The 24,773-nt window shown below is 59.2% G+C and carries 26 protein-coding genes, 1 tRNA gene and 2 pseudogenes; 12 read left to right on the forward strand and 17 right to left on the reverse strand.

Features of this window, described 5'->3' with window-relative positions; translation table 11 throughout:
* The first annotated feature begins 51 nt into the window (after positions 1-51).
* Entirely contained in the window at positions 52-1,029 is a 978-nt protein-coding gene (miaA, locus tag J0W34_RS13070) for a tRNA (adenosine(37)-N6)-dimethylallyltransferase MiaA (RefSeq protein ID WP_230969069.1), read from the forward strand.
* Here miaA and J0W34_RS13075 read toward each other — a convergent pair.
* Positions 990-3,080 carry an extracellular solute-binding protein gene (locus J0W34_RS13075; protein ID WP_230969070.1) on the reverse strand — a complete coding sequence of 697 codons (2,091 nt, stop codon included), beginning with the start codon at positions 3,078-3,080 and terminating at the stop codon, positions 990-992. The two genes, miaA and J0W34_RS13075, sit on opposite strands and share 40 nt — an antisense overlap.
* 273 nt (positions 3,081-3,353) lie before the next feature.
* On the opposite strand from J0W34_RS13075, the gene J0W34_RS13080 reads away from it, so the two are divergent.
* From J0W34_RS13080 to J0W34_RS13090, 3 genes are all read left to right on the forward strand, one after another.
* Positions 3,354-5,024 (forward strand): methyl-accepting chemotaxis protein, encoded by a 1,671-nt coding sequence (locus J0W34_RS13080; protein WP_227814078.1) that lies wholly within the window; start codon positions 3,354-3,356, stop codon positions 5,022-5,024.
* A gap of 135 nt (positions 5,025-5,159) precedes the next feature.
* Positions 5,160-5,630 (forward strand): hypothetical protein, encoded by a 471-nt coding sequence (locus J0W34_RS13085; RefSeq protein ID WP_230969071.1) that lies wholly within the window; start codon positions 5,160-5,162, stop codon positions 5,628-5,630.
* A gap of 156 nt (positions 5,631-5,786) precedes the next feature.
* Positions 5,787-6,374 (forward strand): EF-hand domain-containing protein, encoded by a 588-nt coding sequence (locus J0W34_RS13090; RefSeq protein ID WP_230969072.1) that lies wholly within the window; start codon positions 5,787-5,789, stop codon positions 6,372-6,374.
* Here J0W34_RS13090 and J0W34_RS13095 read toward each other — a convergent pair.
* Positions 6,371-7,126, reverse strand: coding sequence for a sulfite exporter TauE/SafE family protein (locus J0W34_RS13095; protein WP_230969073.1), 756 nt, complete (start codon positions 7,124-7,126; stop codon positions 6,371-6,373). The two genes, J0W34_RS13090 and J0W34_RS13095, sit on opposite strands and share 4 nt — an antisense overlap.
* A 172-nt stretch (positions 7,127-7,298) precedes the next feature.
* On the opposite strand from J0W34_RS13095, the gene J0W34_RS13100 reads away from it, so the two are divergent.
* A complete protein-coding gene (locus J0W34_RS13100) occupies positions 7,299-8,870 on the forward strand; it encodes a glucan biosynthesis protein (RefSeq protein ID WP_230969074.1) in 1,572 nt (523 codons plus the stop codon).
* 99 nt (positions 8,871-8,969) lie between these two features.
* Here J0W34_RS13100 and J0W34_RS13105 read toward each other — a convergent pair whose 3' ends face one another.
* Positions 8,970-9,383: a hypothetical protein gene (locus J0W34_RS13105; RefSeq protein WP_230969075.1), complete on the reverse strand. Its 414-nt coding sequence runs from the start codon at positions 9,381-9,383 to the stop codon at positions 8,970-8,972.
* Positions 9,384-9,563: 180 nt separating this feature from the next.
* Positions 9,564-9,989: a DUF2267 domain-containing protein gene (locus tag J0W34_RS13110; protein WP_227814072.1), complete on the reverse strand. Its 426-nt coding sequence runs from the start codon at positions 9,987-9,989 to the stop codon at positions 9,564-9,566.
* 246 nt (positions 9,990-10,235) lie between these two features.
* Here J0W34_RS13110 and J0W34_RS13115 point away from each other — a divergent pair, with 246 nt between their 5' ends.
* The 4 genes from J0W34_RS13115 (at position 10,236) to J0W34_RS13130 (ending at position 13,545) form a co-directional block, all read left to right on the forward strand.
* Positions 10,236-10,760, forward strand: a complete 525-nt coding sequence (locus J0W34_RS13115) for a DNA-deoxyinosine glycosylase (RefSeq protein WP_230969076.1) — start codon at positions 10,236-10,238, stop codon at positions 10,758-10,760.
* A gap of 167 nt (positions 10,761-10,927) precedes the next feature.
* Positions 10,928-12,556, forward strand: coding sequence for an alkaline phosphatase (locus tag J0W34_RS13120; RefSeq protein ID WP_230969077.1), 1,629 nt, complete (start codon positions 10,928-10,930; stop codon positions 12,554-12,556).
* A gap of 93 nt (positions 12,557-12,649) precedes the next feature.
* Positions 12,650-13,417: a hypothetical protein gene (locus tag J0W34_RS13125; RefSeq protein WP_230969078.1), complete on the forward strand. Its 768-nt coding sequence runs from the start codon at positions 12,650-12,652 to the stop codon at positions 13,415-13,417.
* Positions 13,418-13,469: 52 nt separating this feature from the next.
* Positions 13,470-13,545, forward strand: a tRNA-Ala gene (locus J0W34_RS13130).
* Positions 13,546-13,571: 26 nt separating this feature from the next.
* On the opposite strand, the gene J0W34_RS13135 is transcribed toward J0W34_RS13130, so the two are convergent.
* The 5 genes from J0W34_RS13135 to J0W34_RS13155 form a co-directional block, all read right to left on the reverse strand.
* On the reverse strand, positions 13,572-14,075 hold the full coding sequence (locus J0W34_RS13135) for an AAA family ATPase (RefSeq protein WP_230969079.1): 504 nt from the start codon (positions 14,073-14,075) through the stop codon (positions 13,572-13,574).
* Between the two features lie 128 nt (positions 14,076-14,203).
* Positions 14,204-14,797, reverse strand: a complete 594-nt coding sequence (locus J0W34_RS13140) for a GNAT family N-acetyltransferase (protein ID WP_230969080.1) — start codon at positions 14,795-14,797, stop codon at positions 14,204-14,206.
* Between the two features lie 82 nt (positions 14,798-14,879).
* Complete coding sequence (locus J0W34_RS13145) at positions 14,880-15,380, reverse strand: hypothetical protein (protein WP_230969081.1); 501 nt, start codon at positions 15,378-15,380, stop codon at positions 14,880-14,882.
* A 46-nt stretch (positions 15,381-15,426) separates the two neighbouring features.
* The gene (locus J0W34_RS13150) at positions 15,427-15,837 is read right to left on the reverse strand and encodes a hypothetical protein (protein WP_227814065.1); all 411 of its coding nucleotides are present in this window, start codon (positions 15,835-15,837) and stop codon (positions 15,427-15,429) included.
* Positions 15,838-15,921: 84 nt separating this feature from the next.
* Positions 15,922-16,311 carry a hypothetical protein gene (locus J0W34_RS13155; protein ID WP_230969082.1) on the reverse strand — a complete coding sequence of 130 codons (390 nt, stop codon included), beginning with the start codon at positions 16,309-16,311 and terminating at the stop codon, positions 15,922-15,924.
* Between the two features lie 466 nt (positions 16,312-16,777).
* Between J0W34_RS13155 and J0W34_RS13160 the strand changes: the two are divergent.
* Positions 16,778-17,807 (forward strand): annotated as a pseudogene (locus tag J0W34_RS13160) (IS110 family RNA-guided transposase).
* Between the two features lie 406 nt (positions 17,808-18,213).
* Here the strand turns inward: J0W34_RS13160 and J0W34_RS13165 are convergent.
* The 7 genes from J0W34_RS13165 to J0W34_RS13195 all read right to left on the reverse strand — a co-directional run bounded on the left by J0W34_RS13165 (position 18,214) and on the right by J0W34_RS13195 (position 23,012).
* Positions 18,214-18,582 carry a hypothetical protein gene (locus tag J0W34_RS13165; RefSeq protein ID WP_230969083.1) on the reverse strand — a complete coding sequence of 123 codons (369 nt, stop codon included), beginning with the start codon at positions 18,580-18,582 and terminating at the stop codon, positions 18,214-18,216.
* A gap of 494 nt (positions 18,583-19,076) precedes the next feature.
* Positions 19,077-19,409, reverse strand: a complete 333-nt coding sequence (locus J0W34_RS13170) for a hypothetical protein (protein ID WP_230969084.1) — start codon at positions 19,407-19,409, stop codon at positions 19,077-19,079.
* Positions 19,410-19,540: 131 nt separating this feature from the next.
* The gene (locus J0W34_RS13175; protein ID WP_227818347.1) at positions 19,541-20,023 is read right to left on the reverse strand and encodes a hypothetical protein; all 483 of its coding nucleotides are present in this window, start codon (positions 20,021-20,023) and stop codon (positions 19,541-19,543) included.
* A 129-nt stretch (positions 20,024-20,152) separates the two neighbouring features.
* Positions 20,153-20,701, reverse strand: coding sequence for a GyrI-like domain-containing protein (locus J0W34_RS13180; protein WP_230969085.1), 549 nt, complete (start codon positions 20,699-20,701; stop codon positions 20,153-20,155).
* Positions 20,702-21,194: 493 nt separating this feature from the next.
* Positions 21,195-21,593: a hypothetical protein gene (locus tag J0W34_RS13185; RefSeq protein WP_227817374.1), complete on the reverse strand. Its 399-nt coding sequence runs from the start codon at positions 21,591-21,593 to the stop codon at positions 21,195-21,197.
* A gap of 95 nt (positions 21,594-21,688) precedes the next feature.
* Complete coding sequence (locus J0W34_RS13190; RefSeq protein ID WP_227817375.1) at positions 21,689-22,087, reverse strand: SMI1/KNR4 family protein; 399 nt, start codon at positions 22,085-22,087, stop codon at positions 21,689-21,691.
* A gap of 28 nt (positions 22,088-22,115) precedes the next feature.
* Positions 22,116-23,012 carry a DUF2806 domain-containing protein gene (locus J0W34_RS13195; RefSeq protein WP_230969086.1) on the reverse strand — a complete coding sequence of 299 codons (897 nt, stop codon included), beginning with the start codon at positions 23,010-23,012 and terminating at the stop codon, positions 22,116-22,118.
* A gap of 127 nt (positions 23,013-23,139) precedes the next feature.
* Here J0W34_RS13195 and J0W34_RS22375 point away from each other — a divergent pair.
* Positions 23,140-23,369 (forward strand): annotated as a pseudogene (locus J0W34_RS22375) (phage integrase N-terminal SAM-like domain-containing protein); the annotation flags it as partial.
* Positions 23,370-23,387: 18 nt separating this feature from the next.
* The gene (locus J0W34_RS13205) at positions 23,388-24,131 is read left to right on the forward strand and encodes an integron integrase (RefSeq protein ID WP_456238059.1); all 744 of its coding nucleotides are present in this window, start codon (positions 23,388-23,390) and stop codon (positions 24,129-24,131) included.
* Between the two features lie 23 nt (positions 24,132-24,154).
* Here the strand turns inward: J0W34_RS13205 and J0W34_RS13210 are convergent, their stop codons facing one another.
* On the reverse strand, positions 24,155-24,757 hold the full coding sequence (locus J0W34_RS13210) for a glutathione S-transferase (protein ID WP_230969088.1): 603 nt from the start codon (positions 24,755-24,757) through the stop codon (positions 24,155-24,157).
* Between the last annotated feature and the right edge of the window lie 16 nt (positions 24,758-24,773).

Raw genomic sequence — 24,773 nt, forward strand, 5'->3', positions numbered from 1 at the left:
GAGATGCCCCCTGAATCGCGCAGCGCCCGGAGGCATCGGTAGAATGCGCTCATGTCTCAGCATTTGCCCCCAGCCGTCCTGCTCATGGGCCCCACCGCCAGTGGCAAGACCGCGTGCGCGCTATCCCTGGCAAAGCACCTGCCGATCGAGATCATCAGCGTGGATTCGGCGCTGGTGTTTCGCGACATGGACATCGGCACGGCAAAACCCAGCGCAGCAGAGCAAGGTGTCTGTCCCCATCACCTGATCGACATCCTCAGCCCGGAAGAGGCTTATTCGGCGGCACGTTTCCGGGAAGATGCCCTGTCGCTCATGACGCAGATCACCGCGCGAGGGCGCATTCCTGTGCTGGCGGGCGGCACCATGCTCTACTACAAAGCCTTGCGGGAAGGCCTCTCGGAACTGCCGCAGGCCGACGAAGCCGTCCGTGCCGGGATCGACGCGCGGGCGCGCGCCCACGGGTGGCCGGCCCTGCATGCCGAGCTCGCGCAGCTGGACCCGTCCGCGGCCGCCAGCCTGAACCCCAACGACGCCCAGCGAATCCAGCGGGCGCTCGAAATCGTCTCGCTCACCGGCCGCTCCCTGGCCGAGAACTACGCGCAGCGGGAGATGAGGCCACCACCTTTTCGCTTTATCGGCGTCGCGCTCGACGCGGCCGATCGCAGTGTGCTGCATGCCCGCATCGCTCAGCGTTTCGACGCCATGCTCGACGCCGGCTTCGTGGACGAACTGCGCCGCTTGCGAGAACGCTACGTGCTGGATGTCACCATGCCCAGCATGCGCAGTGTGGGTTATCGACAGGCCTGGGCGTATCTCGACGGCGAAGTGGATGCCGCGACGTTTCGCGAGATGGGCATCGCCGCCACCCGGCAGTTGGCCAAGCGACAAATCACCTGGCAGCGCAAGTTTCTGAGTCAATGGCCAGATCTCACGCCTGTGGACTGCCTCGACCCGGACCTTCCGGGCACGGTCAGCGATACCGTTCGACGTCAGTTGGACGATCCGCTCCCGCCTGCGCTGGATTCGTAGTAACCGGCCCGGCGCATGATGAACTCCACCTCGCGCTGAGACTCGTTCACCACCCGGTCCACCGACCAGCCCAGTTCGAACATGTTGCCGACGTTGACACCCACCGCGTGGCCGATCGCGGTGAACTCGGGGATATTCACCCACTGGATGCCGATATACGGCTTGGGCTCCAGGGTTGAATCGATCTGGTCGGCCGCTTCGATCGCACTGAGCACAAAGCCCGCAAACGGCGCGGCTGCCTGATAGGCCGGATTCGCGTAGGTGGACCGACGGGTGCCGGGCGGCACCGCGACCCAGCCCCGGGCCTTGGCCACCCGGGCAATGTAGTCGCGCGACGTGGCCCATTTGATGAAGGTCTGGGCGGCTTTGCCACGCGCCGAACTGCTGGGCACCGCCAGTGCCCAGGTCCATAGCCAGTGGGAGCCCTTTGCGGTTCGGGCCGTCGGCGCCGCTGCAAAGCCCAGCTTGTCGGCCACGCTCGAGGTGCCCGGGTTGTAGAGTTTGCCCGCAGCAACCGTGGCATCGACCCACATGGCGCAGTGCCCATTGGCAAATAGCTCAAGCGACTCGTTGAATCCGTTCTCGGTCACACGGGGCGGGCCAAACTGCCCGATGAGCGTGCGGTAGCGTTGCAGCGCCTCACGCCAGGCGGGTGAATCGAGATCGGGTCGCCATTGCATATCGAACCAGCGCCCGCCGTAGGCATTGACCATGGTCGACACAATCCCCATGTTCTCGCCCCAACCCGGCTTGCCGCGCAAGCAGATGCCGTAGACGTCATCCGCGGGCGCATGAAGTTTCCCGGCAAAACCAAGAACATCATCCCAGGTGGGCTGGCCCGGCATCTGCAGCCCCTTGGCTTCGAACAGATCCTTGCGGTAATAGAGCATCGAACTCTCGGCGTAGAACGGCAGTGCGTAGAGCTCGCCGTTGAAGGACAGCGCCTCGCGCACACTGGGCAGCAGGTCGTCCAGACCGTAGGCTTTGCTCACCCGGACCGGCTGCAAAAAGCCCTTCTGAGCCCAGATGGGCGCCTCGTAGGCGCCAATGGTCATCACATCCACGTAGCCTTCGCCAATCGCCAACTCACTGAGCAGCCGACGGCGCAGTGTGTTCTCCTCGAGCACGCGCCAGTTGAGCCGGATGCCCGGATGTTCAGCCTCGAAATCAGCGCTCAAGCTCTTCATGACCAGCATGTCTTCATTGTCGACGGTCGCAATGTTGAGCGTGACTGTCCCCGCCGTTTGCGGCACCGGGGTCGCCAGTCCGTGGTCCTGTTGCAAGGCGAGCAACCCGCCCGTCTCCCGAAGGCGGGCCAAGCCCTGATTGAAGGCGTCGAGCATGGCCTGCCCTTGAGCCCGCCCCCGGGGAATACCGAGGCGAAATTCGCTGCGAGAGACCATCACCGGCAGGAATTCGAGCTTGCCGATCAGGTGTGGCCGACGCTCGACCATCACCGCAGCTGCGGCGAACTTGTCGATCAGGGCAAAATCGATTCGGCGTGCCACCAGCTTGTCGATGTTCTGCTGGTTATCGACCGCAAATTGCAGTCGCCCCACACCCGCGCGCTCGAGCACGGCGGCCGTCCCCGCCCCCCGTACCACGCCAATGCGAAAACTCTCGAGTCGCTCCAGCAACTGCCCCACGTCACCCGCCTCGGCCAATCGTGGATCGAGCGCTTCGCTCTTGAGCTTGAGCAAGCCGATATCACCCGCCGGAAAGGTGTCGCTGAAGATGAAGTCGTGGTCGTCGACCGAGTCGTCAATGACCAGCACACCATCCTCGACACCCCGAATTGCCTGCAGACGGGCGCGCGCCGGCGGGAAGAAATCGATCTTGGCCTGATAGCCGCCCAGGCGAAACGCCTCGACCACCACTTCGTGCGCATACCCGTCACGACGAAGAGCACTGCCGATATACGGGCTGTACTCGACGGCAGCGATCCGCACCACCTTTTCCGTCGCCCAGGCGGAGCCCGCGGTGTTCAGGGCAACAACCATCATGAGGCACCGGGTCACCCGGGCAAACGAGCGCATCAATCGAGACTGCATGTCGGCCACCCCGTCAGGGCCGCACCGGTGCGTGGCACGGTCGGCTCCATCTGAACGAATGAACAATCAAGGTCATTCATTCACAACGGCCACAATCACCCCGGCTTGAACGCGCTGAAAGCCCGGGCCACCATGACTGCCAAAGGATTTCATACGAATAAACGATTCCCGTTCAAGACTCGTCGTCATACACCCGTTAGTACCTGCATAAGTCAATCCGGATGCCCGCCTCGGGCATACCGGAGAACCTCAGCTCGCCCTCGGGAGAAACAAGTGACGTCGACCGTCCGTACAGAAGACCTCAACACGCGCGTGGACGCGCCCATCAAGCCCCCCGGCCTCATTGACCTGAGCCAGAGCGCCCGCCTGCGCACCTCGATGTTCGGCATGGCGGTGCTGTTCTTTGCCGTGCTCGGCAGCCTCGCCATCTTCGATATCGTCAGCGGCACCGCCATTGCCGTGGTCGCCTGCACCTTCGGCGCCGGCATCGCCTTGGCCGACGCCGTCCAGATCCGCAAGATGGATTCGACCATCGACCAGATGGCCACCGCGTTGCAGAACAATGAAGAGATGAACGATCTGTCCAGCGAGTTCGTGCTGCCGGAACAGGCCCCGATGCGCCATATCGCCACCCTCATGGCGCAGCGCGACCGCAAGGTTCGCGACCTGGTGGTGCGCGTTCGGCGCGGCACCATCGGCATGAGCTGTGAGACGGCCCGGCTCAAGGCCTTCCTGCGGGAGTCCAGCGCCCTGGCAGACCACCAGCGCAAGCTGGCCCAGGGTGTCTCGCAAGCCAGTGAAGACGCTCGCGGCGCGGCCGAGATGGCACTCAATACGGCGGACGAATTACAGGAGGCAACCCGCCGCAACATCGACGCCGCCAAGGCCTCGCAAAACGAACTGCGCGAGGCCAGCGCGGGGGTTGGCCGTGTCGAAGAACACCTGACCGCCTTCGATGGCAAGGTGGGCGAGCTGGAGAAAAACTCCGGCGAGATCAGCGAAGTGGTGCGCATCATCAGCGAGATCTCCGATCAGACCAACCTGCTGGCCCTCAACGCCGCCATCGAAGCCCAGCGTGCGGGCGAAGCCGGCCGCAGTTTCGCCGTGGTGGCCGACGAAGTGCGCGAACTGGCCGAACGGGTCAAGCACGCCACCGACCAGATTTCCGAACGCATCGGCAGCATGAGTCAGCTCGTGGGGTCCACCCGCGAAGAGAGTTCCGTCATTCTCGGCCACACCCATCACATGGCCGAGGCCGTTCGCCGTGCCACCGATCGTTTCGACCACATGGTGGGCGACTTCGAATCCATGAGCGGCCAGCTGCTCGAATCGGCCAATGCCATTCGCAGCCTGGGCGAAGCGAACCGCCAGATCGATCACCAGGCCGGTCGCATCACCGACAGCTGCGACCAGGTCAGCGACTCGATGCTCAAGGCCGAACACAACATCAATCGCGTGACCCAGGCCGGCGAGAACATCCAGGCCATGACGGCAGGCTTTCATATCGGTGCCGACGGCCTGGAAAGCATGCTGGCCGCCCTGCGCGACGCCCGCACCCGGATTGAAGCGCAACTCGCTGACGGCATCTCCGCCTGGCGAGAGCACATGGACAGCCGCAACGAGGGCGCTTCCGTGCTGGCCCAGGGCGCCTGCCTGCAGGCCGTCCAGAGCGCGGTGGAATCCATTCAGCGCGACATCAAGGGGCTCACCTATGCCGCGGTCTCCGCCGCCAACGGCAACACCGTGGCCGGCAGGATCAGCAACGACCGGGCCTTGCCTGAGGTGACCCAGCGCGCACTGAGCAGCGACCGCGACATGCTGCTGCAGACCTATCTGGACGATGACGACGGTGCCGCCTGCGACATCTCGATGCCGCTGATGGCAGGTGGTCGCAACGTGGGCGCCATTCGCATCGGGCTCTCGCCCCGTCATCTCACGCGCTGAAAAAACGGCATCGGCCGCGGACCGCGCGGCCCGATGCGGGTACTACCCTGTCAAAGATCACGCGCACTGCATTATTCCCCTGGCAGTGCGCGCTGATGGTTTTACAATACCCCCTTTCTTTGACGGGACTCGAACATGGCCATCCGTGGCGTTTTCCATGCCGTGCCGCGCAGCGCATTCGGCGCCACAATCCGTACCACCGATGACATCGCCCGCTTTCTGGCAGGCACGCACCCCGTCCGCAGCCCTGCACAACTGGACGTGGCCGACGCCTGGGCATGCCTGGGCGCACTGTGCGCGCACTTCGAGTTGCCACGGGTCATGGGCATCGAACCCCTGGCAATCCCCGACCAGCTCAGTACGCTGTACATCCCGGCCTATCGGGTTCCCGGCATTGCCAGCGCGCTTGAGCAGATCGGCCCCGGGCAGCTCGCCGCCGGCATGGCGGCACTGAGCGCGGCGCCACCTGCCGACGGTGCAGCCTGGGCACGCGACCAACGCGGTCTCGCCCTCATGTTCCTGCAGCTCAAGAAGCTGTACCGGGCCTGCGCCGACAACGGCTACGACCTCATCTTCGTCAAATCCAAGGGCGCGCCGGGTCACTGAACGCACGGCCCGGCGATCAAGCTGCGCCCCATTGACGCATCGCAAGGTCTACCAGCCCATTCGCGCGACAATACAGACGTTGATTCACTGACCGCGCCCCATTGCCGGGGACGGACGTGGTCACCCCTGCCCACCCCGGCGCGATGGAGGTGTCTCATGAATCAGCGCGCAATCCGTCTATCCCTTCTGGCGCTCACGCTTGCAGGCAGCCTGGGCCTGAGTGCCACAGCACTCGGTCAGGGCGGCCCCGGGCCAGCCCCCTTCAGCGCTTTCGACACCAACGGCGACGGCAAGATCAGCGCCGAAGAGTTTGCCCGGCATCGGGCCGAACGCATGAGCGCCCGAGCCGAAGAAGGCCGCCCGATGAAAAACGCCGGTCAGGGCCCGAGCTTCGAGTCCATGGACACCAATCGAGACGGCGTACTCACACCGGACGAAATGCGGCCCATGCGCCCGCCGCGTGCGGGCATGTCGGGCGGCACGGCTCAGCCGCCCATGGGGTCACGACCTCAGCCCCCGCGTTTTGCGGACGTGGACACCAACGGCGACGGCAAGATCGACGCCGACGAACTCAATGCCATGCGCGCCGGACGCCTGACCGAACGCGCCGCGGAAGGCCGCCCGATGCAGAACGCCGGCAACATGGAGTCCTTCGAGCAGATGGACCTCAACGGTGACGGGGGCATCAGCGCCCAGGAGTTTGGCGCCCATGTCGAGCGCGACCGGGCGCGCATGCGGCGTTAGGCCGCCAGGGCCTGCCATATCAGGCGCGCTGCCAGGGCACTGAGGACGAGGTTGAAGAGCAGCCCGAAATGATGGTCTTTCATGCGCTTGAGCACATTCAGGCCGACCCAGGTGCCCAGGGCGCCACTGGCGATCATGGCGATCCACAGGCCCGCCCAGGGCATCAGATCGAACCCCGCGTGCGAGAACACCGAAATTTTCAGTACGTTCTGCATGCACATGGCCATCGCAAAGGTGGCCACGGTGCGGAAACGGTCGGCGTGAATCTGCTTGATGAAGGCCGCCACCAGCGGGCCGGTGGCACCGGCAAACAGCGTGGCGAAGGTGGTCAGGCCACCGGCAATGGCGACGCCTGCGGGCCCGAGCACCAGCCGGGGTAGCTTGGGGCCCCAGCACAGATAGAGAATGAAGCCGGCGATGCACAGATACAGCACCGCCGGCGGCAGGCGCACCAGCACCAGCGCCCCGAGCACCGCGCCCACCACCGCCCCCGGAATGAAGGCGGCCATGGTTCTCCAGTCGATATGGCGCCAGGCCATGAGCGCACGCCCGCCATTCGAGCCCAGCTGAACGACGCCATGCAGGGGAATGATCACCGCCGGGGGCAGTACCTGAGCCATGACCGCCAGCAGCATCACCCCGCCCCCGGCCCCCAGGCTGGCCGTCAACAGCGAGGTAAAGGCGGCGACGCCCACCAGTAGCAGATAGATCGCGGGCGGGATGTCACCAGGCAGGAGCAGCCATTCAGGCATTGGGGAATTCCAGATGAGAATGCGGGTCAACCCGCGGACAGGAGCCCACCGGGCTCGTTGTGCAAAGGATACATCTGCTCGCAAAACGCGCCCGCAGTGACAGCGACTCGTCGTATGATGCGCTGCGCAAAGGCGCCCAGCCACGGACCCAATTTCTCGAGTCTTCACTCCAATGGATCGACGCGATTTTCTGAAAGCTTCCGCCACCGCCCTGGCCGCCATCGGCCTGCCGGCCATCTCTCCCCTCACCCACGCCGCCGAACTGGTCAAGGTGGGCGCTGCCCAGGCCTTCGACTACGCCTGGCTCAAGGGCAAGGCCCGTACGCTGGCGGCCGCGCCCTACGAGGCACCGGCGCAGATCACCCAGCCGGAGCTCAAGGCGCTCACCTTCGACACCTTCCAGGCGCTGCGCTTCAAGCCGGAGCATGGCCTGTGGGCCGGTGAAAACCGCGGGCTGGAGGTGCGCTTCTTCCACCCGGGCTATATCTTCCCCACCCCGGTGCACATGTACGAAGTGGTTGACGGCGAAGCCCGGCAGCTGGCCTACGACCCGGACATGTTCGAATACAAGGGCACCGGCGTGAATGGCCGCAAGCTGCCCAAGGATCTGGGCTTTGCGGGCTTCAAGCTCATCAACCACACCGACCCCACCCGCGACATCGCCGCCTTTCTGGGCGCGAGCTACTTCCGTGCCGTGGGCGGCGAGATGCAGTTCGGCCTCTCGGCGCGCGGGCTGGCCATCGACACCGGCATGCCCAAGCCCGAAGAGTTTCCGGTCTTTACCGCCTTCTGGTTCGAGCGCCCGCCCACGAACTCGGAACACATGACGGTCTATGCCCTGCTCGAGTCACCCAGTGTGGCCGGCGCCTATCGCTTCATCATCGAGCCGGGCAGCACCATGGTCATGGATGTGGATGCCGCCATCTACCCCCGCACTGGCGTCGAGCGTCTGGGCGTCGCCCCGCTCACCAGCATGTACCAGACCGGCGAGAACGATAAGCGCATGGCCAACGACTGGCGGCCGGAGATACACGACTCCGACGGCCTGGCCATGTGGACCGGCAGCGGCGAATGGATCTGGCGCCCACTCACCAACCCGGAGAACCTGCGCTTCAACGCCTATGGCGATGAGAATCCGCGCGGCTTCGGTCTCATGCAGCGCGACCGCAACTTCGACCACTACCAGGACGACGGCGTCTTCTACGAACGCCGCCCCAGCCTGTGGGTGGAACCGAAGGCGGCCTGGGGCAAGGGCTCGGTCCAGTTGGTCGAGATTCCCACCGTGGACGAGACCTTCGACAACATCGTGGCCTTCTGGCATCCGGAACAGCCGGTCGAAGCCGGCCAGGAACTGCTCTTCGGCTACAAGCTGTACTGGGGCACGCAAATGCCTGCCGATACCCGCAAGGCCAAGGTGGTCGCCACCCGCACCGGCATTGGCGGCGTGGTCGGCCAGCCGCGCACCTACTTTTCATGGCGTTTTGCCATCGACTTCGCCGGCGGCCAGTTCCCCATGCTCGGCGGCGACATCAAGCCCGAACTGGAACTGAGCACCTCCGCCGGCAAGGTGGAACTCACCTCGGTACGCCCCTTGCACGCCATCAATGGCTATCGGGCCATGTTCGATCTCGTCCCGCCCGAGGGCGACAACACCCCCATCAACCTGCGCCTGTTCCTCAAGGCGGACGGTCATGCGCTGAGTGAGACCTGGATTTACCAGTACTCACCGCCCAACAACCGCTGAGTGCGCCACGGCCCGAACACCCCTGCAGCCAGGGGCGTTCGGGCCGCTTGATTTCTGGTTCGGTCTGGCTCCTCCGGGGCGCGCTGAAACCTGCCCCTGTCACAGCCCCTGGTGGCGCTGCATGATGGCCAACACGGACTGGAGCCGCTGTGCCAGGCTCTCATCGTGATTTGACAGCGCACCGTCGATCCCGAGTCGAGCCTTTTCCATGAAGTCGTAGCGGACCGTATCGGTGGCGATATCGACCGGCTTTCCCGATGCCACTGCGATTCTCATGGTCATGCCCATGAACGGCGCACCTTCTTCAACGCTCATGCGCCCGCCCCGAATCTCTTCATTGACCCAATCGAGCATTTCCCGACGCGTCATCCGGGTAAAGTCCGCCGGGCCATTGGCATGCTCTGTTGCCGTTGCCAGGGCCGAGGCAAATGTCGGTGCACCGTCGGCACGATGTCTCGACGAGGCTTGGGGACGACTGGCATTCAAACGAACACTTTCCTCGGTGATTTTCACGATTCTCTCCCTCAGAACGGGGCGCTGTTGCCGCTCAATGAACCGGCATCAAACGGCCGCCGTTGCAAATACGATTGAAACCGGTGCCTTCAGGCACATGGAATACATCCATTAAGGTTAGCCCAATCTGCCATGAACGCCAGATCAGCCAGCCCTGCGCACTGCTGGCGACACACTCGCTCACGCCTCCGGCCGCCAGTACTCACGCGCCTCGGCCGGCAATCGGGCCAGCACAGCGTCGAACGCGTCGTTATCCACATGCTTGCGAAGCGCCAAGGCAACGGCCGGCACCGCGTTGGCGGGTGAAAAGTTGTGCTCATGACGCACGGAGCGCACATCGGCAAGCCAGTCATCGGGCCGGCCGAAAGGCACCACCTCCTGCTCGAAGTTCCAGTCTTCCAGAAACAGCGCCCGGATCATTGGCGGTAGCACCAGGGCAAAGCTGAGCGCCTGGCCGACCGAAAGCCGACGACGAAACGCATGGAGCACCCCCACCACCATGTTCCAGGCCATGTTCGTGGTGGGTAGATGCGCGCCATCCCGTGCATCGACCATAAATCGCTCGAACTGGAGGGTGGGGTTCTGATACTCGAACGGCAGGGTCATTTTTGTTGCTGGTTTATCTGACATGAAGAAGTGCCGCTGGCGCACAACACGGCACGGTGAAACATCGACAAGGCGGCAGGAAAGCCACGTGACTTCGCGCGCCAGACGCTGCCGACTGAATGCAGTTCAATGATAAAAGCATCCGCCGGGCACTGCACACGCCGTCCGACGCCACACGCACCCGAGCCGGGGCCGGGCATCCACCCCGACAGCGCCCCCGCCTGAAGAACCTGAAATAATGCCGACGTGCCCCGCATCCAGAGCTTCGCGCCCGTGAGCGCCCCCGACGCCAACCGCCTCATCCTCGGCAGTATGCCGGGCAAGCGCTCGCTCGCCGAAGACCAATACTACGCGCACCCGCAAAACGCCTTCTGGCGCATTGTGGCGACCGTGTTCGGATTCAATCCTGAGCTGCCCTACCCGGAGCGCTGCCACGCGCTTTTGAACGCACGGGTGGCCCTCTGGGATGTGCTTGGCGAATGCGAGCGCCACAGCAGCCTTGATTCAGACATTGTCGAAACGAGCATCCGGGCCAACGATTTTTCCGGCTTTTTTGCCGCCCATCCGCACATCACCGCCATATTTTTCAACGGGGCCAAAGCGGAACAGAGCTTTGTTCGCCATGTGCTTCCCGGGCTGGAGGCGCCCTTCGCGTCGATCCCGCGCATGCGCCTGCCGTCCACCAGCCCCGCTCACGCGGGCATGCGTTTCGAGGCCAAACTTGCCCTGTGGCGCACCGCCCTGACCACCGCCGCCGACGATATCCGTTAAGCATTTACCGGGTTTCACTTCGTTTCCTGCACAGCTGTTTTGCTCAAACAGATGTCAATTTTTCGCAACATGCGCCCGCTATGGTCCCCCCTCAGCAGTGGACTCAGGCTGCAGGTCGCTCGGCGTCGAGCGGCCCCAAACCGCGATCAGGACTCAGGAGAGAACAAATGAAAATGACCAAGCTCGCGCTGGTGTGCGCGACGGTATTTGGCGTGGCCGCTGGCGCCCACGCCGGGGGTGACCGCCACCATCACGGCCACGGCCTGGACGTCGTCCCGGCGGACCAGAAAAACAACGCCTACTGGCAGCAAGGTGTTGAAGCCCTGAAGGAAAAATACCCGGCCCTGCGCGGTGCCAAGAACGTCATCCTCTTCGTCGGTGACGGCATGGGCGTATCCACCGTGACCGCCGCCCGTATCCTCGAAGGCCAGCTCAAGGGCATGCTGGGTGAAGAGAACGATCTGTCGTTCGACACCTTCCCCTACACCGCCATGATGAAAACCTACAACGTGGACGCACAGACCCCCGACTCCGCCGGCACCATGACCGCCATGATGTCGGGCGTGAAGACCGACGTGGGCGTCATCGGCGTGGATGAAGACATCGTGCGCGGCGACTGCGCCACCGTGGCCGGCAACGAGCTGATCACCGCCCTGGAACTGGCCGAGATCGCCGGCAAATCCACCGGCGTTCTGTCCACCGCCCGCATCACCCACGCCACCCCGGCGGCCACCTACGCCAAGTCCGCCGACCGCAACTGGGAAGACATCTCCGACCAGCCGGCCAGCGCCCAGGGCGAGTGCGAAGACATCGCCTCGCAGCTGGTGAATTTCGAGTCCAACCTCAAGGCCCGTTTCCCGCGCGCCAGCAAGGTCAACGGCATCGAGGTGGTCATGGGTGGCGGGCGACGCCACTTCCTGCCCAAGGACGCCGCCTTCAACTCCCCCGACGCCGTCAGCGCCGTTGAGGGTGATCGTACCGACGGCCGCGACCTGACCGCCGAGTGGAAAGCCGCCTACCCGAACGGCGCCTACGTGTATGACCAGGTCGGCTTCGACAGCATCGACCCGGCCACCACCGAGCGCGTGTTCGGCCTGTTCAACGAGTCGCACATGCAGTACGAAGCCGACCGTGCCAACGACATCGCCGGCGAGCCCTCCCTGAGCGAGATGACCGACAAGGCCATCGATATCCTCGACAACAACCGCAAGGGCTTCTTCCTGATGGTCGAATCCGGTCGTATCGACCACGGTCACCACGCCGGCAACGCCCATGCCGCCCTGACCGACACCATCGAATTCGCCAAGGCCGTCAAGGTGGCGGTCGAGAACACCAACCCGAAGGACACGCTGATTCTGGTCACGGCCGACCACTCTCACGTGTTCACCATCGCCGGTTACCCGAAGCGGGGTAACCCGATCCTCGGCAAAGTGGTCAGCGTGGGTTCCGACACCCCCGCCCTGGCCGCCGACGGCATGCCCTACACCACCGTGGGCTACATGAACGGTATGGGCTTTGCCGACCTCGGTTCCGAAACCGACGCCGACGCCATCTACAGCGGCACGCCCAACGCCGGTCGTCAGGACCTGACCGGTGTCGACACCACTGCCCCGGGCTATCACCAGGAAACCCTGGTGCCGCTGGGCTCCGAAACCCACGCCGGTGAAGACGTGGTGCTCTACGGCAAGGGCATGGGTTCGCACCTGGTGGGTGGCACCAACGAGCAGAGCTACGTCTTCCACGTGATGAACGCCGCCGGTCGCCTCGAAAAAGCTGCCGCCAAAGGCATGCGCTGATCCAGGTGCCTGAACGCACCATTGCATGCGGCTGATGCCGATTGTGAGGGGCCACCGTGCCCCTCACGTTTTTCATTTCCAACGCTCAAGACCATGAAAACACCCCTGATCCTCACCGCCGCCATCGTTCTGCCACTACACAGTGCCATCGCCTGCGACATGGACGCCAACCATCTCGGCGCCCGCTATGAATCAACCGTCCACAGCGGCCACACCAACACGCACGCGGACGACCACGCCCACGACCAACAGGTCACCATGACCCTGTGGCGCAACGGCAAGCGAGTCGCGCACGAGTTTCCCAAGGCCGGCATTACCGAAATCTGGTGGAACACGCCGAACGGTTTCCTGGCCGTCACACGCAACTTCGACAGCGCCCGGCGCAGCATCGAATACGCCCCCATGGACCTCAACCGTGGCAAGGGCGACTCGGACTGGAGCGTCAAATACCAGCTCGTGAGCAACACCCTCAAGAACAAGATGCAACTGACCCGCCAGGAAGGCAGCGGCTGCGAAAAGATCGAGCACTACACGCTCAGCGAAAACGGCATCACCTACCGTCTCGCCTGGCAACCGGCCCGCCAGCTCGTGCAATCGTACGAAGTCGAGCGCCCCAACGCCGTCGAACACTGGACGCTGCAGGACGTCATCACCGACACCGACCGCATCGCGCAAAGCTTCGAGCGCCGCGACGCCTACCAGAGCACCGACTACGCCGACATCGGCGACAACGAAAGCGACCCGTTCCTGCTCAAGCTGGTCAGCCTGGGCTTCGTCACTCACGCCTCCGGCTTTTACAACGCTGACGGCACCCCCATCGACGACGGTCATGGGCACGGCCACGAAGGCCACGCACACTAAAGAAACGCCGGCCGAGCCCATCGCGCGGCCGGCGATCTATACTTGAAGCGAAGGGGCCGTAGCTCAGCTGGGAGAGCGCTGCGTTCGCAATGCAGAGGTCGGGAGTTCGATCCTCCTCGGCTCCACCACCCACCGGCCGCGAGCCGGCGAACCTTCAGTCTTTTCCCGGCTCGTTCAAGACCCGGACGACGTTGAACCCCTCCTCTGCCAACGGCGGCTCGAAGTACGCCGTCACTCGTTCGAACATCTCCACCGTATCAGTCGCCGCCCGTTCGGGTTGCTGCGTTCGACGGAGGGCAATACGCGCAAGACACACCTCATCAGTCACATCGATGAACTCGAGCCGATGCGGCGCCCCGGCATTTTCGAAGATGTCGCGAAACCACGCACGCTGGCGCACCGTGTTCGCCGGAAAGTCCATGACCACGTTCGTTCCGGCCGAGAGTACTGACTGCACAAGCAGCTTCATCGGCGCTCTGAGGCGCTGAGCCCGGGAGATGTAAGCCTCCACCGAATGGATCTGGTCAGGATAAAGGGCAGAGAGCCAGGCGTCCTCGGAGATCAGTACGGTACGCGGCGCACATGCGAGTTCAGCGGCACGGGTCGATTTCCCCGCGCCCATCTTGCCGCAGAAAAAGATGAGGGTTCCGGTCTTCATACCGCATCAAAGTGATCATAGCGTCCAGGAAACCCAGGACGATTCAAAGTGAATGATCCGATTCGACCAGACCGTCGATCAGACTTGATTTGTGGGAGCCCATATACGCCTTGTCAGGCACAGCGAACTCAAATCCTCAGTTCCATCGTTGTAACGCCGCCAAACCCCAGAATACTCTTCAGTTGAGGGAACCTCTCCGTTTTCACACCTTTAAAGCCGAAGCGTTCATAGAGTTTGCGTGCTTTCGGGTTGGTATCAATAACATCCAACCTCACTCGATTGAAGCCGTGGATCTGCGCAAATGTTCGGATCTCTCCCAGTAATCGCTTTCCGATACCCATCCCCCTCGCCTGAGATTGAACAGCAATACCATCCATAACGAGTTCATTCGGGCTTGGCGTTCGTTCGAAAAGACTGAACACGATTGCGGCCCGATTCCCTCCAAGAAAACCCAAATGAGATAGCAAATGGCGATACTTCACACCGCTGGTGAGCGACTTACCATGGGCATGAAACCCTGCGATCCCAACGAGGCTACCGTCCACTAGTGCCGCTATGGCGGAGTCAAGATTGAACCCTTCGGCAAACAGCGCCTTTCGCTTCTCCCCATCTGGTACGGCCAAGGCGAGCTTTTCACCAAACGCTTCATCGAAAAGATCGACGGCGACAGACCTATGTTCGTCGGGGATTCCCACTTGGTAAGTGACTGTTTCTGGTTTCACGATCTTGTATGGCTAACGTTTGAATTCATCGGCCTGCCCAGCTTTTCGCGCAGGTCCGGTGGAATGATGGGTTGGGGTTCGGCTACGGAAGAAGCACGTTGCCGTAACCCGAGAGAAATGCCGTAGCGCAAACGACAGCGCCACCGACCACCACAATGAGCGCAGCAGGGATTCTTGAAAAGGCTGTAGCTACAGCAAGCAGCCCAAGGAGCGCAGCGACACTGGCGACGAGATATTGCGCATGAGCAACGAAGTGTACGAGCCACGATACCCCGATGTAACCCAAGAGGCCGACACCGGAAACAACAGTAGCAAATAGACCGAGCCCCACAAGGGTTCCAGCAAAGCCGGCAATTCGGTCGAGGGCGTCGGCTATGGGGCCTCCAAACAGCGGTCTGAGCTGCGGAAAATTTATTTCCAAGAAGGCAGGCTGTGACTCGAGATTCATTGCGCGGCGAACGTCGACAAGCGAAACAATGACTAGCGGCAGAAACAGGAGTAGCGAAAGCAACAGCGCGACGAGCCCAAGAGCCGTCGGCCAATATTGGTATGAGACGGCACTTCCACCGAGCAGCAGGGGCAAAGACCAGAGGCGCTTGAGTATGTGAGGCACTAAGACGCCCAACGTGCTAGGTCAGCGGCGGGCGAAGGCCGTCCGCTGGAGCGGAGGGTTGGGCGTCTGCTTCGCGGCCAAGTAGCTCCAGAACGGTGAAGTGCGCGATTCGCTCGGCGCCGGCCATAAGGAACCCCACCTGGCCCACACGTAGCCACTGCCGCAGATCCTCTCGATATTCCGGCTGGTCGAACAACACCCACATAGTAGCCGTTCCACATTCCAACGGTTCATCACTCTCTGGAATGGGTTGGCGCGCCACTGACTCGAACTCCGGCCAAATAGACCACTGTCGAGACTGGTCGTCGTCGGCCGCCCAATGCACATTGCTGCGCATGTGTTGAAAGAGACGCTGCCGCGCTGGCAGCCGCTTGTACGCGACCCTAAAGTCCGGAGCCCTTCCAGTTTTCTCGGTGTAGCTGTTCATGACGCCCAACGATTGAGTTGTGGGGCCGCGGAAAATGCGCAGCATTTTGCACGGCCCCACACGAACGTCTTGTTATACGGCGCGCTAACTAGCATTCGGCATCTTTCCAATAAGAAAAGCAGGCTTCAAAGCGACCACCATGTTAATGGTAGAGATAACTGCCAGCGGTAAAATCCAAAACGAATACTCGGCAAAACCGTAGACAGCATAAGAAAATATCACACTGAGTATCAGCGCTGAATTTCCTGAAATAGAAATTTTTTTGAAGTACTTGTCGCGCAGTTGACGTCCGAGCTTTAGGCTTCTGCGATACGTTATAACGAAGCCTATCGCCGCAAGCGGACCGGTTAAAAGGAGAGCAAAAGCGATTGTTGTTGCTAGAGACAATTCTCGATATAAAACAAATGCTCCCAGCGCCACTAGCGGGAAATTTAGTGCCATGGTCACAAAGAGTGTTACGTCGCGCCTTTTCATGACAACATCCCTACGCCACATAACGCCAGCCAGCATGCGCGGCTGCGAAATGGAGGCGAAGCCGTAATGTAGCAGGCGTCGCCGTGCCTGGGCTTGTTATGTGCTTACTCGTCATATTCAATGAAATCCAATAGGCCTTCGTCCTTGAATCTTTGTATAGCCTTTTCCATCAACTCCAAGGATACCGAATCTCTAAACACCGTAACGGTCCTAGTTCTTTCTGTGTCATCTCGGAAAATCTCTATCACAAGCTCGTCATCTTGGTATATCTCGACACCAATACCGTCTCTTGGATTCACATCGCTAGCAACAACGACTCTATCTTTTGGGAAGGACATTCAGCCCCCGTGACACCTAACGAATGAAAGGGACTTCCCCGTCCCGGGTGTGCGGGCGAAGCCGCGCTCGGCATCGGGTGCCATGATGGAAATAGCGGTTCTCATCAATCACGCAGGAGGGGAAGTCCATGACCATTATTGTCCTTGAGATCGATCTGGCCAAGAGCGTATTCGCTGTGCATGGGATCGGTCAATCCGGCAAGCCCGAACTGGTGCGCCCTCGGGTAGCGCGTGAGCAACTGCTTGAGCTGGTTGCTTCGCTGCCGCCGTGCCTGATCGGCATGGAAGCGTGCTCGGGTGCGCATCACTGGGCCCGGCAGTTCCAGGCCCTGGGTCATACCGTGCGGCTCATGGCGCCCAAGTTCGTCGCCCCTTACCGGCTCAGCGGCCGACGCGGCAAGAACGATGCGGCCGACGCGGCGGCCATCTGCGAAGCGGTGCAACGGCCCAACATGCGCTTCGTGCCCATCAAGAGCGAACAGCAGCAAAGCGTGCTTTGCCTGCATCGCACCCGCCAGGGTTTTGTGACCGAGCGCACCGCCACCTACAACCGTATCCGCGCGCCTGATCAGCGAATTCGGGATCGTGCTGCCACTGAAGGTCGAACGGCTCCGAGTGCAGATCCGGGCTCATCTGGATCAACTCCCCCCGTGGGCGCTTCGCTGTGTCACCGATCTGCTCGAACACGCCACCGAGCTGGAGCGACGCATCGAGGAATACGACCACATCCTCAAGCAGATGGCTCGGGAGGATGGACAAGCCCGTGCCCTGATGCGTCTGCCCGGCATCGGCCCGGCCACCGCCAGCGCGCTGGTGGCCAGCGTCGGCAACGGACACGACTTCAGCAACGGCCGCCAGGTGGCCGCGTGGCTCGGGCTGGTGCCCGGCCAATACAGCAGCGGTGGAAAGACACGACTGGGGCGCATCACCAAGGCGGGAGACGCCTATCTCAGATCGCTGCTGCTGATGGGCGCCCGGGCGATCTTGTCCGGGCTGGGCGAGAAGCAGGATCGGTTCAGTCGCTGGGCTCGATCGCTGGTCGAAAGACGCGGCTACTGGAAAGCGGCCGTGGCCATCGCAGCGAAGAACGCGCGTCTGGCCTGGGCGGTATTGCACTACGGTGATCAGTTCCGGCTTAAGGCCGATCCGGTCGAATGATCTAGAACAGGAAATGAATTCTGGCAGGACAACACAGCGTTGATGTGAAGCGGTTTGGACCCGCGTGGGGCGTACCTGATTAACTCCAGGGGTGGCAACACCGAGCCCGGCTAACGAATGAGGCCCCCACGCGCGTCTTTCATCAGGGTCCGGGCCATTAATGCCCAACATGACCGGTTGTAGTACCGCAGTCCTTCAGCTTCTTCGACACGTCGTGTTGCCAGCACCAGGAGAATCAAATGATTTGAATCGATGCTTGCGATTCGGGGGGAAGCCCTTGTAGCCGTGTTAAGGAGCGGCTGGTGCGCAGCAGCGGTTGCGCAACAATGGCGAAGCCATGCGCAACAAGCTGCGGAGTGCCAGACGTCCCAGCGAGCATAGCGAGCGACTTGAACGCCTTGTTAGCCTATTCTTCAACGACTCTTTCGACCACCGATGCTTTTGCCGCTTTCGGGCATTCGATGCTCAAAGTTTCCGAATGCGAATTGACGGTGCCCCATTCTCTCGTAATTTCCCAATCGGGCAATTCATCGATATCGACATTCGACGGAGAAACCGCGAATGACCAATGACCTGTGTAGTGCACGTGGATGAAAAGCCCCTGAGCATCATCACCGCTCGAAATAGAGAAAGTTGCGACGTGACCTTCGGACCTCATATTGGGGTGGTTGTATGTTGTGAATTCATTGTCTTCACAATCAACCCCGGAACAACAAATCTGACTGTCTCCGGCGCCCCAAAACTTCGCTATTCGCGTTTTTGAAAAAAGTCCCATGATTCTCCTTATTGAAGGCTAACGAATTAGTTGTGGGGCCGGGAAAAATGCGCAGCATTTTTGACGGTCACACACCAACGCTTTGTTGGGCGGGAGTATCACTTGTGCGCAGCCTCATTCGCAACATGATCAATTTCTGCAAGAACCCGTGAGACGAACTCATCTTCGTCGCGAGCCTCCATGCCAAAGACAAATTCAGGGTCGCGAACCAAGGATGACACTTCAAAACCTTGGGTATCGTGCGACACCAAAGGTGGCGAAGGCAATGCCAGCGTGGCGGCATAGATACGATATGACCAAATACGGCAGCGATAGACCGCCGGCAACTCTGTTGATGTGAATATCTCAACCCGAAATATGGTGTCGGTAGGGCCGACACTGGGACCAACTCGAGAACGCGCGCCAACCGGAAAGTTCTGTAGCTCATTGCCTAGCGCTCTGCTGCCCAACGCCAAGCTCAGCCGCGCGGTTTTTGCGTCGGCTGGGGCGCCGTGTTAGGTGCCATTAATCCAACCAGCTTCGAAATCAATGCCTTTTTCATTTGCATTAGCCTCAGCTTCGTTTTTTATTGTTTCTAAACTGTCAGTAATTATATTGCTACCTGGGTCTATTTCAGTCCAGCTATGAGACCTAACATTATCACCGGCATCTCTCCAGCCAACCCAAGCCTGATACCTAAAACCATAGGTATTATTTTTCCTTTGAAATATCTCTAAAACTATATCTTTAGTTAAATTACTTCGATAAAGAATCGTATGTTCCAATGGAATATATTCGTCTTCCGGCGGAATCACCGGATGCATAAATTTTCCTACCAAAGTTTGCAATTGTAATTTCCTTTATACGCCTAACGCCTCAAACACCGGCGTGGTGAAGTTGGCGGCTTTTGTGCGTGTTTTTGCACAAAAGGTGACAGCTTTGCCGCGTCCGCGTGCTTTGAATTGTTACACGTTGCTTACTATTGAAAGACATTACCTTCACCTGCTTGCGCGGAAATTTCACCGTATTGAAGCTGGCCATTGTTTAAGGTGTAAGGAAGCAGAACAACAATAGAATAGCCGGACTCATGATCCAGCTCGATAGCTAATGCATCTGAAGGTTCGCCGTTAGCTAATCGAACCCTGACATCGTAGACAAGAGCAGTAGCCTTATATTCCTTATTCTTGGCTGCTGTATGAAATGCCTTATGAAGCATGTCTATGACATCTGAGGAGGCAGGATGCTCGTCGCCATCATATGCTGCGACACTTACAATTTTCCCTTCAGGAGTCATTGCGCCGCCATAAGGAAAGAATTCACCATGTTCGGACAATAGTTTTTCTGCAAGCGGTAATACTGCATCCATTAATTTTTGAGATTCTTCTTTTCCTTCTTGCACAGTTCCCCCGAAGCAAAATCCTGAAAATACCAATAATATTGTTGCGATGGTTCGTTTAATCATGACGTGTAACGCCTTGGTCAGTGGACCAGTGTAGTGGAGCAATTTTTATGGCAAAAAGAGCGCAGCGATACCATAAAAATTGCGTAACGAAACTGGTTCCACTGCACCAAATTGTTATGCTTGCACACGCTATTTTTCCTTCGCTTTTATTGGAATATATATCTCAAAGACGGAATTTTCATTGTCGGAACCCAAAAACCTTGCATCGTATTTTTCAAAGTCAAATGGTCCAGCAAGCTCATATCCTGATTCTGGCAACCAGTCTTTGTAGATATACTGAAACTGCTCACCTAATCGGGCCGTAATTGAACCTTTGTACTCAAATACAGCATACTTGTTCGGTGGTATGTGTTTAGCTGACATTTGCACTGGAACGTTCGAGAGATCTTCTACTTGCCGTCCTGCCATGTAGAACCATTTACCTTGCGTGTGGTGCTCTTTGGTATAAGTCTCGATCCCGTATGAAACCGTATCATTCGTAATATTCGGTATTGATCCTTCGAAATTAAAAAGTGCAGACCACATGTTCGGGAATGACCCATCAGAAGGATTTCCAAATGTCTGCATCCCCACAACGTGGAAACCATCTAATTCAACTATTCTTGGGCTCATGACTTCACTCGCATTACTCATCCCTATTGTAAAAGCCAACAATCCAATCAATAAAATCGATCTCATATGCACGCATCCTTAATCAGCATAACGTTGGAGTTGCGGGGCCGGGAAAAATGCGCAGCATTTTTGACGGTCCCACACGAACGAATTGTTGGGCCGGTCATTACGCAATATGCCGGAATTGCCGGTGGGGCCGAACCGGGAAAATGAGTATTGAGGGTTCATTGTTGGAGTACGAGAAAGAGAGCAATGACACCAATGGCGACTAGCGCGCCGCGAATCGGGAATAACGCCCAAGCGTTCAGCGCAATAAACGCAACTTTCAGAACCCCGTGAGGCCATAGTGGTTGCTTCCGGTACCACTCTAGCTTTTCATACGCGCCTTTCCGCTCCTGCGACGTGGCATAGAGTAGCCAATAAGCCGGCAGGCCAATTAGCCACAAAAATGCTAGAAATGCGGCGAAGAACGCTAATGACATGCTAGGCCCAACGATTTACATAAGGGGCGCAGCGCGAAGCGCAGCGTCCCAGCGCGAAGGGCGACTTGATGTAATTGTTAGGCGACGGCACGTGCAATTTGAGGCCACCGACGCCAGAGACCGACAACAACGGCGCAACCCAGCGTAAGCAAAACAATAGGCAATACATATTGCGGAAACTCACCAACACGGTAGATGGGAAGTACCCAGAGTGCCTCCCACGCACGAGTTGAAGGAAAGCTCAGCCCCAACTGGGGATACACATAAGCCGCAAAAAGCCGAACCGGTACGGTAACAATAAGCCAAATGAAGAACACCGAACCATATGCCAGCGCCGAACCCACCAGAATAAATGCCCCACGCTGAGGCACGGCGTGCCCACCGCGAACTACTAGAGTCAGCGCAACGAGAAGCGGAGAAAAAACGAACGCGAGAAGTGCTCCGAAAACAGAGAACGCCAGCAATAGGTCAGACATGTATTTACGGCGCCTAACGCCTCGCTAAACGGCGAGCGTCAGCGAGTCCGGTGGAGGCCACGCCTTTTGTGGCCGGAACGTATTTGAGCGGCTTGTTATACGTTTGCAACTAGATTACCGAAGTCATTTGCAGCAAACACCAACTCCTCAGTTTCATGGTCTAGCCAGTAGACCGTATTACCAATACTACCGTTGCTTTCTATTTTATACACGAGCACATCGCCACCTCCATTGTTACCAATAACAATTAAATTTTCGGGAAGACGATAATGTGCACGCGCATTATTTGTTTCGTGGACAATACTATTGCATGTTCTTTTAATGCGCTTCTTGTCTGATGTGTCGTAGAACGGATGAAGCTCAAAGTAGTCTGTTGATACCTCTACACCGCCGCCGTTTGATTTCATCATCTTTTCTCTGAACGAAGCAGGAAACTTTACTCCCAGTTCCGCCTCAGCATTAGCTATGTATTTCTCGTCTACGGGGAATGCCATGCTGACCCTCTTACGTATAACGTAGAGCTCAGGGACGCGCCGCTTGCGGCGCGTCCCCTGGAGCGCCTTGTTCGGTGACTGGCGCGGGCAAATGTGCCTTCCACTTTTCCTTCACATACTCCATAAACCCATCTACGGGCGCGCTCCCACAAATTGGTGCTAACTCTTGGCCAACTCTTGTAAGTAGTGCGTGTCCGAGTTGCAACTCATTGCCTGTGTCTTTGGGCATCTCTAGAAGTAATGGCTGGCCGTAGTACAAGACGTGGAATTTTTTTGGCAATTCGAGTCGTCGGAACCCGGAAAGGCTATTGAATTGGATTAATCCAATGCTTTCCAAGTGGCTTAGGACGCCGAAGTCGATTTGGTTTTTATTATAAATTTCTGCTTGAACATCGAATATTAGTGGGACGACATTGCCAATCTGCCAACAAAACCCACAAAGCCTCGTAAATGAGTCTGCATCAACTTTATCGAGGTCGCCCAAAAAATTAACTGTGCGCTTGGAATATGTGCCAGGTTTATTTGCCTCCCCGGCCAATACACGTGACCAAAGCCCCTGCATTTCCTTGTTTGAAACAATTCGCGATTTGTCGAAGAAATTAGTCACCCAGTCGTCATCCATCTGTGCGGCATCGGCTTTTTCTTCAAGGTGCGGTATTGCTTGGCACGTAATATCTTCAATGTTTTGCTGTTTTTTCGCCTCTTCATCAATGAAACGATGCATGGCACGACGATGTAACTCGGTAATTTGTATTTCGGCTTGTGCCTTGATGATTGCGGCTTCCGCCTCAGCTTTGGCAATCCGCTTTATTTGATAAGGCTCGAATATGCCACCTACGGCCTTTGATACCTTTTTGATCAAAGTATCCGCAGGCTTGGAAATGTCGCCGAGGTTGACTAATGAGTTGTTCGTTTCATTGGGCATGATTTGTCACCGAACTACTAGTAGACACCAAATGGTGTCATAAATGAGATATACGACAGGTGCATATCCTGCCGAAAGCGTGCTAACCTACTGTAATTTCTTACAGCCACAGGATGATATGCACCAAATGTCCAATAATCTTCCACCATCATTTCCTGGGCCGCGTTTGCTGGATGTTGTTCGGGAGCGTCTTCGCGTGAAGCACTACAGCATCCGCACGGAGAAGACATATGTCACCTGGATCAAACGATACATCCATTTTCATGGCAAGCGCCACCCGAAGGAGATGGGCAAGGCGCAGATTGAAGCATTCCTGACGGCGTGGCGGTCAAGCGGAACGTATCGGCAGCGACGCAGAATCAGGCGCTTTCAGCCTTGCTGTTCCTCTATCGCGAGGTACTTGAGATGCCCCTGCCCTGGCTGGACGATGTCGTTCGGGCCAAACGGCCGGCCCGTTTGCCGGTTGTCCTTACCAGAAAGGAGGTTGCGCAGATTCGCAGCCAGATAGAAGACCCCAGGCTCAAGCTCATTTACGATTTGCTGTATGGCTCCGGGCTACGACTCATGGAAGCTGTTCGACTCAGAATCAAGGATATCGAGCTTGAACGCGGCGCGATCCTTGTACGGGACGGTAAAGGCGGCAAGGATCGCATCACCATGCTGCCGGATTGTCTGGTCGACGCCATCTCAACACAGATCAGGCAGGCGACGGCACTTCACGATCTCGATCTCAGCAATGGCTACGGACGTGTCTGGCTGCCGCATGTCCTTTCAGTCAAGTATCCGAACGCGGCCACGTCTTTAGCCTGGCAATATGTTTTTCCCGCGGCCCGCATGTCGATTGACCCACGCAGCGGCAATACCGGGCGACACCATCTGGATGAAAAACAGGTGCAACGCACGGTCAAACGTGCCGTGAAAGCTGCAGGGATCAACAAACCAGCAACGCCCCACACCTTGCGCCATTCGTTTGCCACCCATCTGCTGGATTCGGGCTACGACATCCGCACCTTGCAGGAACTGCTGGGTCATTCAGACGTAAAAACCACCATGATTTACACGCATGTATTGAACAAGGGTGGCCGCGGGGTGAAAAGTCCCCTCGATACGCTGGATTGACGCCCCCGAGCGCAAACGGGGCGTCAGCGCTTGGCGAAAACGGCCACAAACAACGGGGTCGCAACCCAGCGCTCGAGCCAGCCACGCACCGCGGGCAACGGAGCACTCGCGAACCACGCTCGATCAACCCCCGCAAACTGCCGCACAAACGGCATGAGCGCAGCATCGGCGATGGACACCCCCTCACCCGTCAGGTTGGCGTGCCGCGCGAGGCGCGCGTCGAGATCCGCCAGATGCATCTCCACAGCCGCATCACGCCATTGCGCTTGCGTACGCGCCGGGTGGCGCTCGGGGTATTTGTAGGCGTCGAGCAGCGGTTTGAAGTCGAGGTCATTACGGCGGATGAGCGCGTCGATTTCGTCCGCCGGCGCGGCGGTGAGCCAGCCGTCCGAGTCGTTCTGCCCGAGCGCCCAGCGCATGATGTCCAGGCTTTCGTCGATGACCGTACCGTCCGGCAATTGCAGCACAGGCACGGTGCCCTTGGGGGAGATGGCGAGCATCTCGGGCGGTTTGTCGCGCAGGACGACTTCACGCAGGTCCACCTCGAGGCCCGCCTGCCAGATGGCGAGACGGGCGCGAATGGCGTAGGGGCAGCGGCGGAAGGAGTACAGGACAGGGAGGGTCACCGCGTTCCCACGCGCT

Source organism: Nitrogeniibacter aestuarii, from assembly GCF_017309585.1.
GTDB lineage: Bacteria > Pseudomonadota > Gammaproteobacteria > Burkholderiales > Rhodocyclaceae > Nitrogeniibacter > Nitrogeniibacter aestuarii.

Bases quoted from the DNA above. Each gene is read 5' to 3' on its own strand.
- miaA (WP_230969069.1), top strand. From the start codon at position 52: ATGTCTCAGCATTTGCCCCCAGCCGTCCTGCTCATGGGCCCCACCGCC.
- J0W34_RS13075 (WP_230969070.1), bottom strand. From the start codon at position 3,080: ATGCAGTCTCGATTGATGCGCTCGTTTGCCCGGGTGACCCGGTGCCTC.
- J0W34_RS13085 (WP_230969071.1), top strand. From the start codon at position 5,160: ATGGCCATCCGTGGCGTTTTCCATGCCGTGCCGCGCAGCGCATTCGGC.
- J0W34_RS13090 (WP_230969072.1), top strand. From the start codon at position 5,787: ATGAATCAGCGCGCAATCCGTCTATCCCTTCTGGCGCTCACGCTTGCA.
- J0W34_RS13095 (WP_230969073.1), bottom strand. From the start codon at position 7,126: ATGCCTGAATGGCTGCTCCTGCCTGGTGACATCCCGCCCGCGATCTAT.
- J0W34_RS13100 (WP_230969074.1), top strand. From the start codon at position 7,299: ATGGATCGACGCGATTTTCTGAAAGCTTCCGCCACCGCCCTGGCCGCC.
- J0W34_RS13110 (WP_227814072.1), bottom strand. From the start codon at position 9,989: ATGACCCTGCCGTTCGAGTATCAGAACCCCACCCTCCAGTTCGAGCGA.
- J0W34_RS13120 (WP_230969077.1), top strand. From the start codon at position 10,928: ATGAAAATGACCAAGCTCGCGCTGGTGTGCGCGACGGTATTTGGCGTG.
- J0W34_RS13125 (WP_230969078.1), top strand. From the start codon at position 12,650: ATGAAAACACCCCTGATCCTCACCGCCGCCATCGTTCTGCCACTACAC.
- J0W34_RS13135 (WP_230969079.1), bottom strand. From the start codon at position 14,075: ATGAAGACCGGAACCCTCATCTTTTTCTGCGGCAAGATGGGCGCGGGG.
- J0W34_RS13150 (WP_227814065.1), bottom strand. From the start codon at position 15,837: ATGAACAGCTACACCGAGAAAACTGGAAGGGCTCCGGACTTTAGGGTC.
- J0W34_RS13155 (WP_230969082.1), bottom strand. From the start codon at position 16,311: ATGAAAAGGCGCGACGTAACACTCTTTGTGACCATGGCACTAAATTTC.
- J0W34_RS13165 (WP_230969083.1), bottom strand. From the start codon at position 18,582: ATGGGACTTTTTTCAAAAACGCGAATAGCGAAGTTTTGGGGCGCCGGA.
- J0W34_RS13175 (WP_227818347.1), bottom strand. From the start codon at position 20,023: ATGATTAAACGAACCATCGCAACAATATTATTGGTATTTTCAGGATTT.
- J0W34_RS13180 (WP_230969085.1), bottom strand. From the start codon at position 20,701: ATGAGATCGATTTTATTGATTGGATTGTTGGCTTTTACAATAGGGATG.
- J0W34_RS13185 (WP_227817374.1), bottom strand. From the start codon at position 21,593: ATGTCTGACCTATTGCTGGCGTTCTCTGTTTTCGGAGCACTTCTCGCG.
- J0W34_RS13190 (WP_227817375.1), bottom strand. From the start codon at position 22,087: ATGGCATTCCCCGTAGACGAGAAATACATAGCTAATGCTGAGGCGGAA.
- J0W34_RS13195 (WP_230969086.1), bottom strand. From the start codon at position 23,012: ATGCCCAATGAAACGAACAACTCATTAGTCAACCTCGGCGACATTTCC.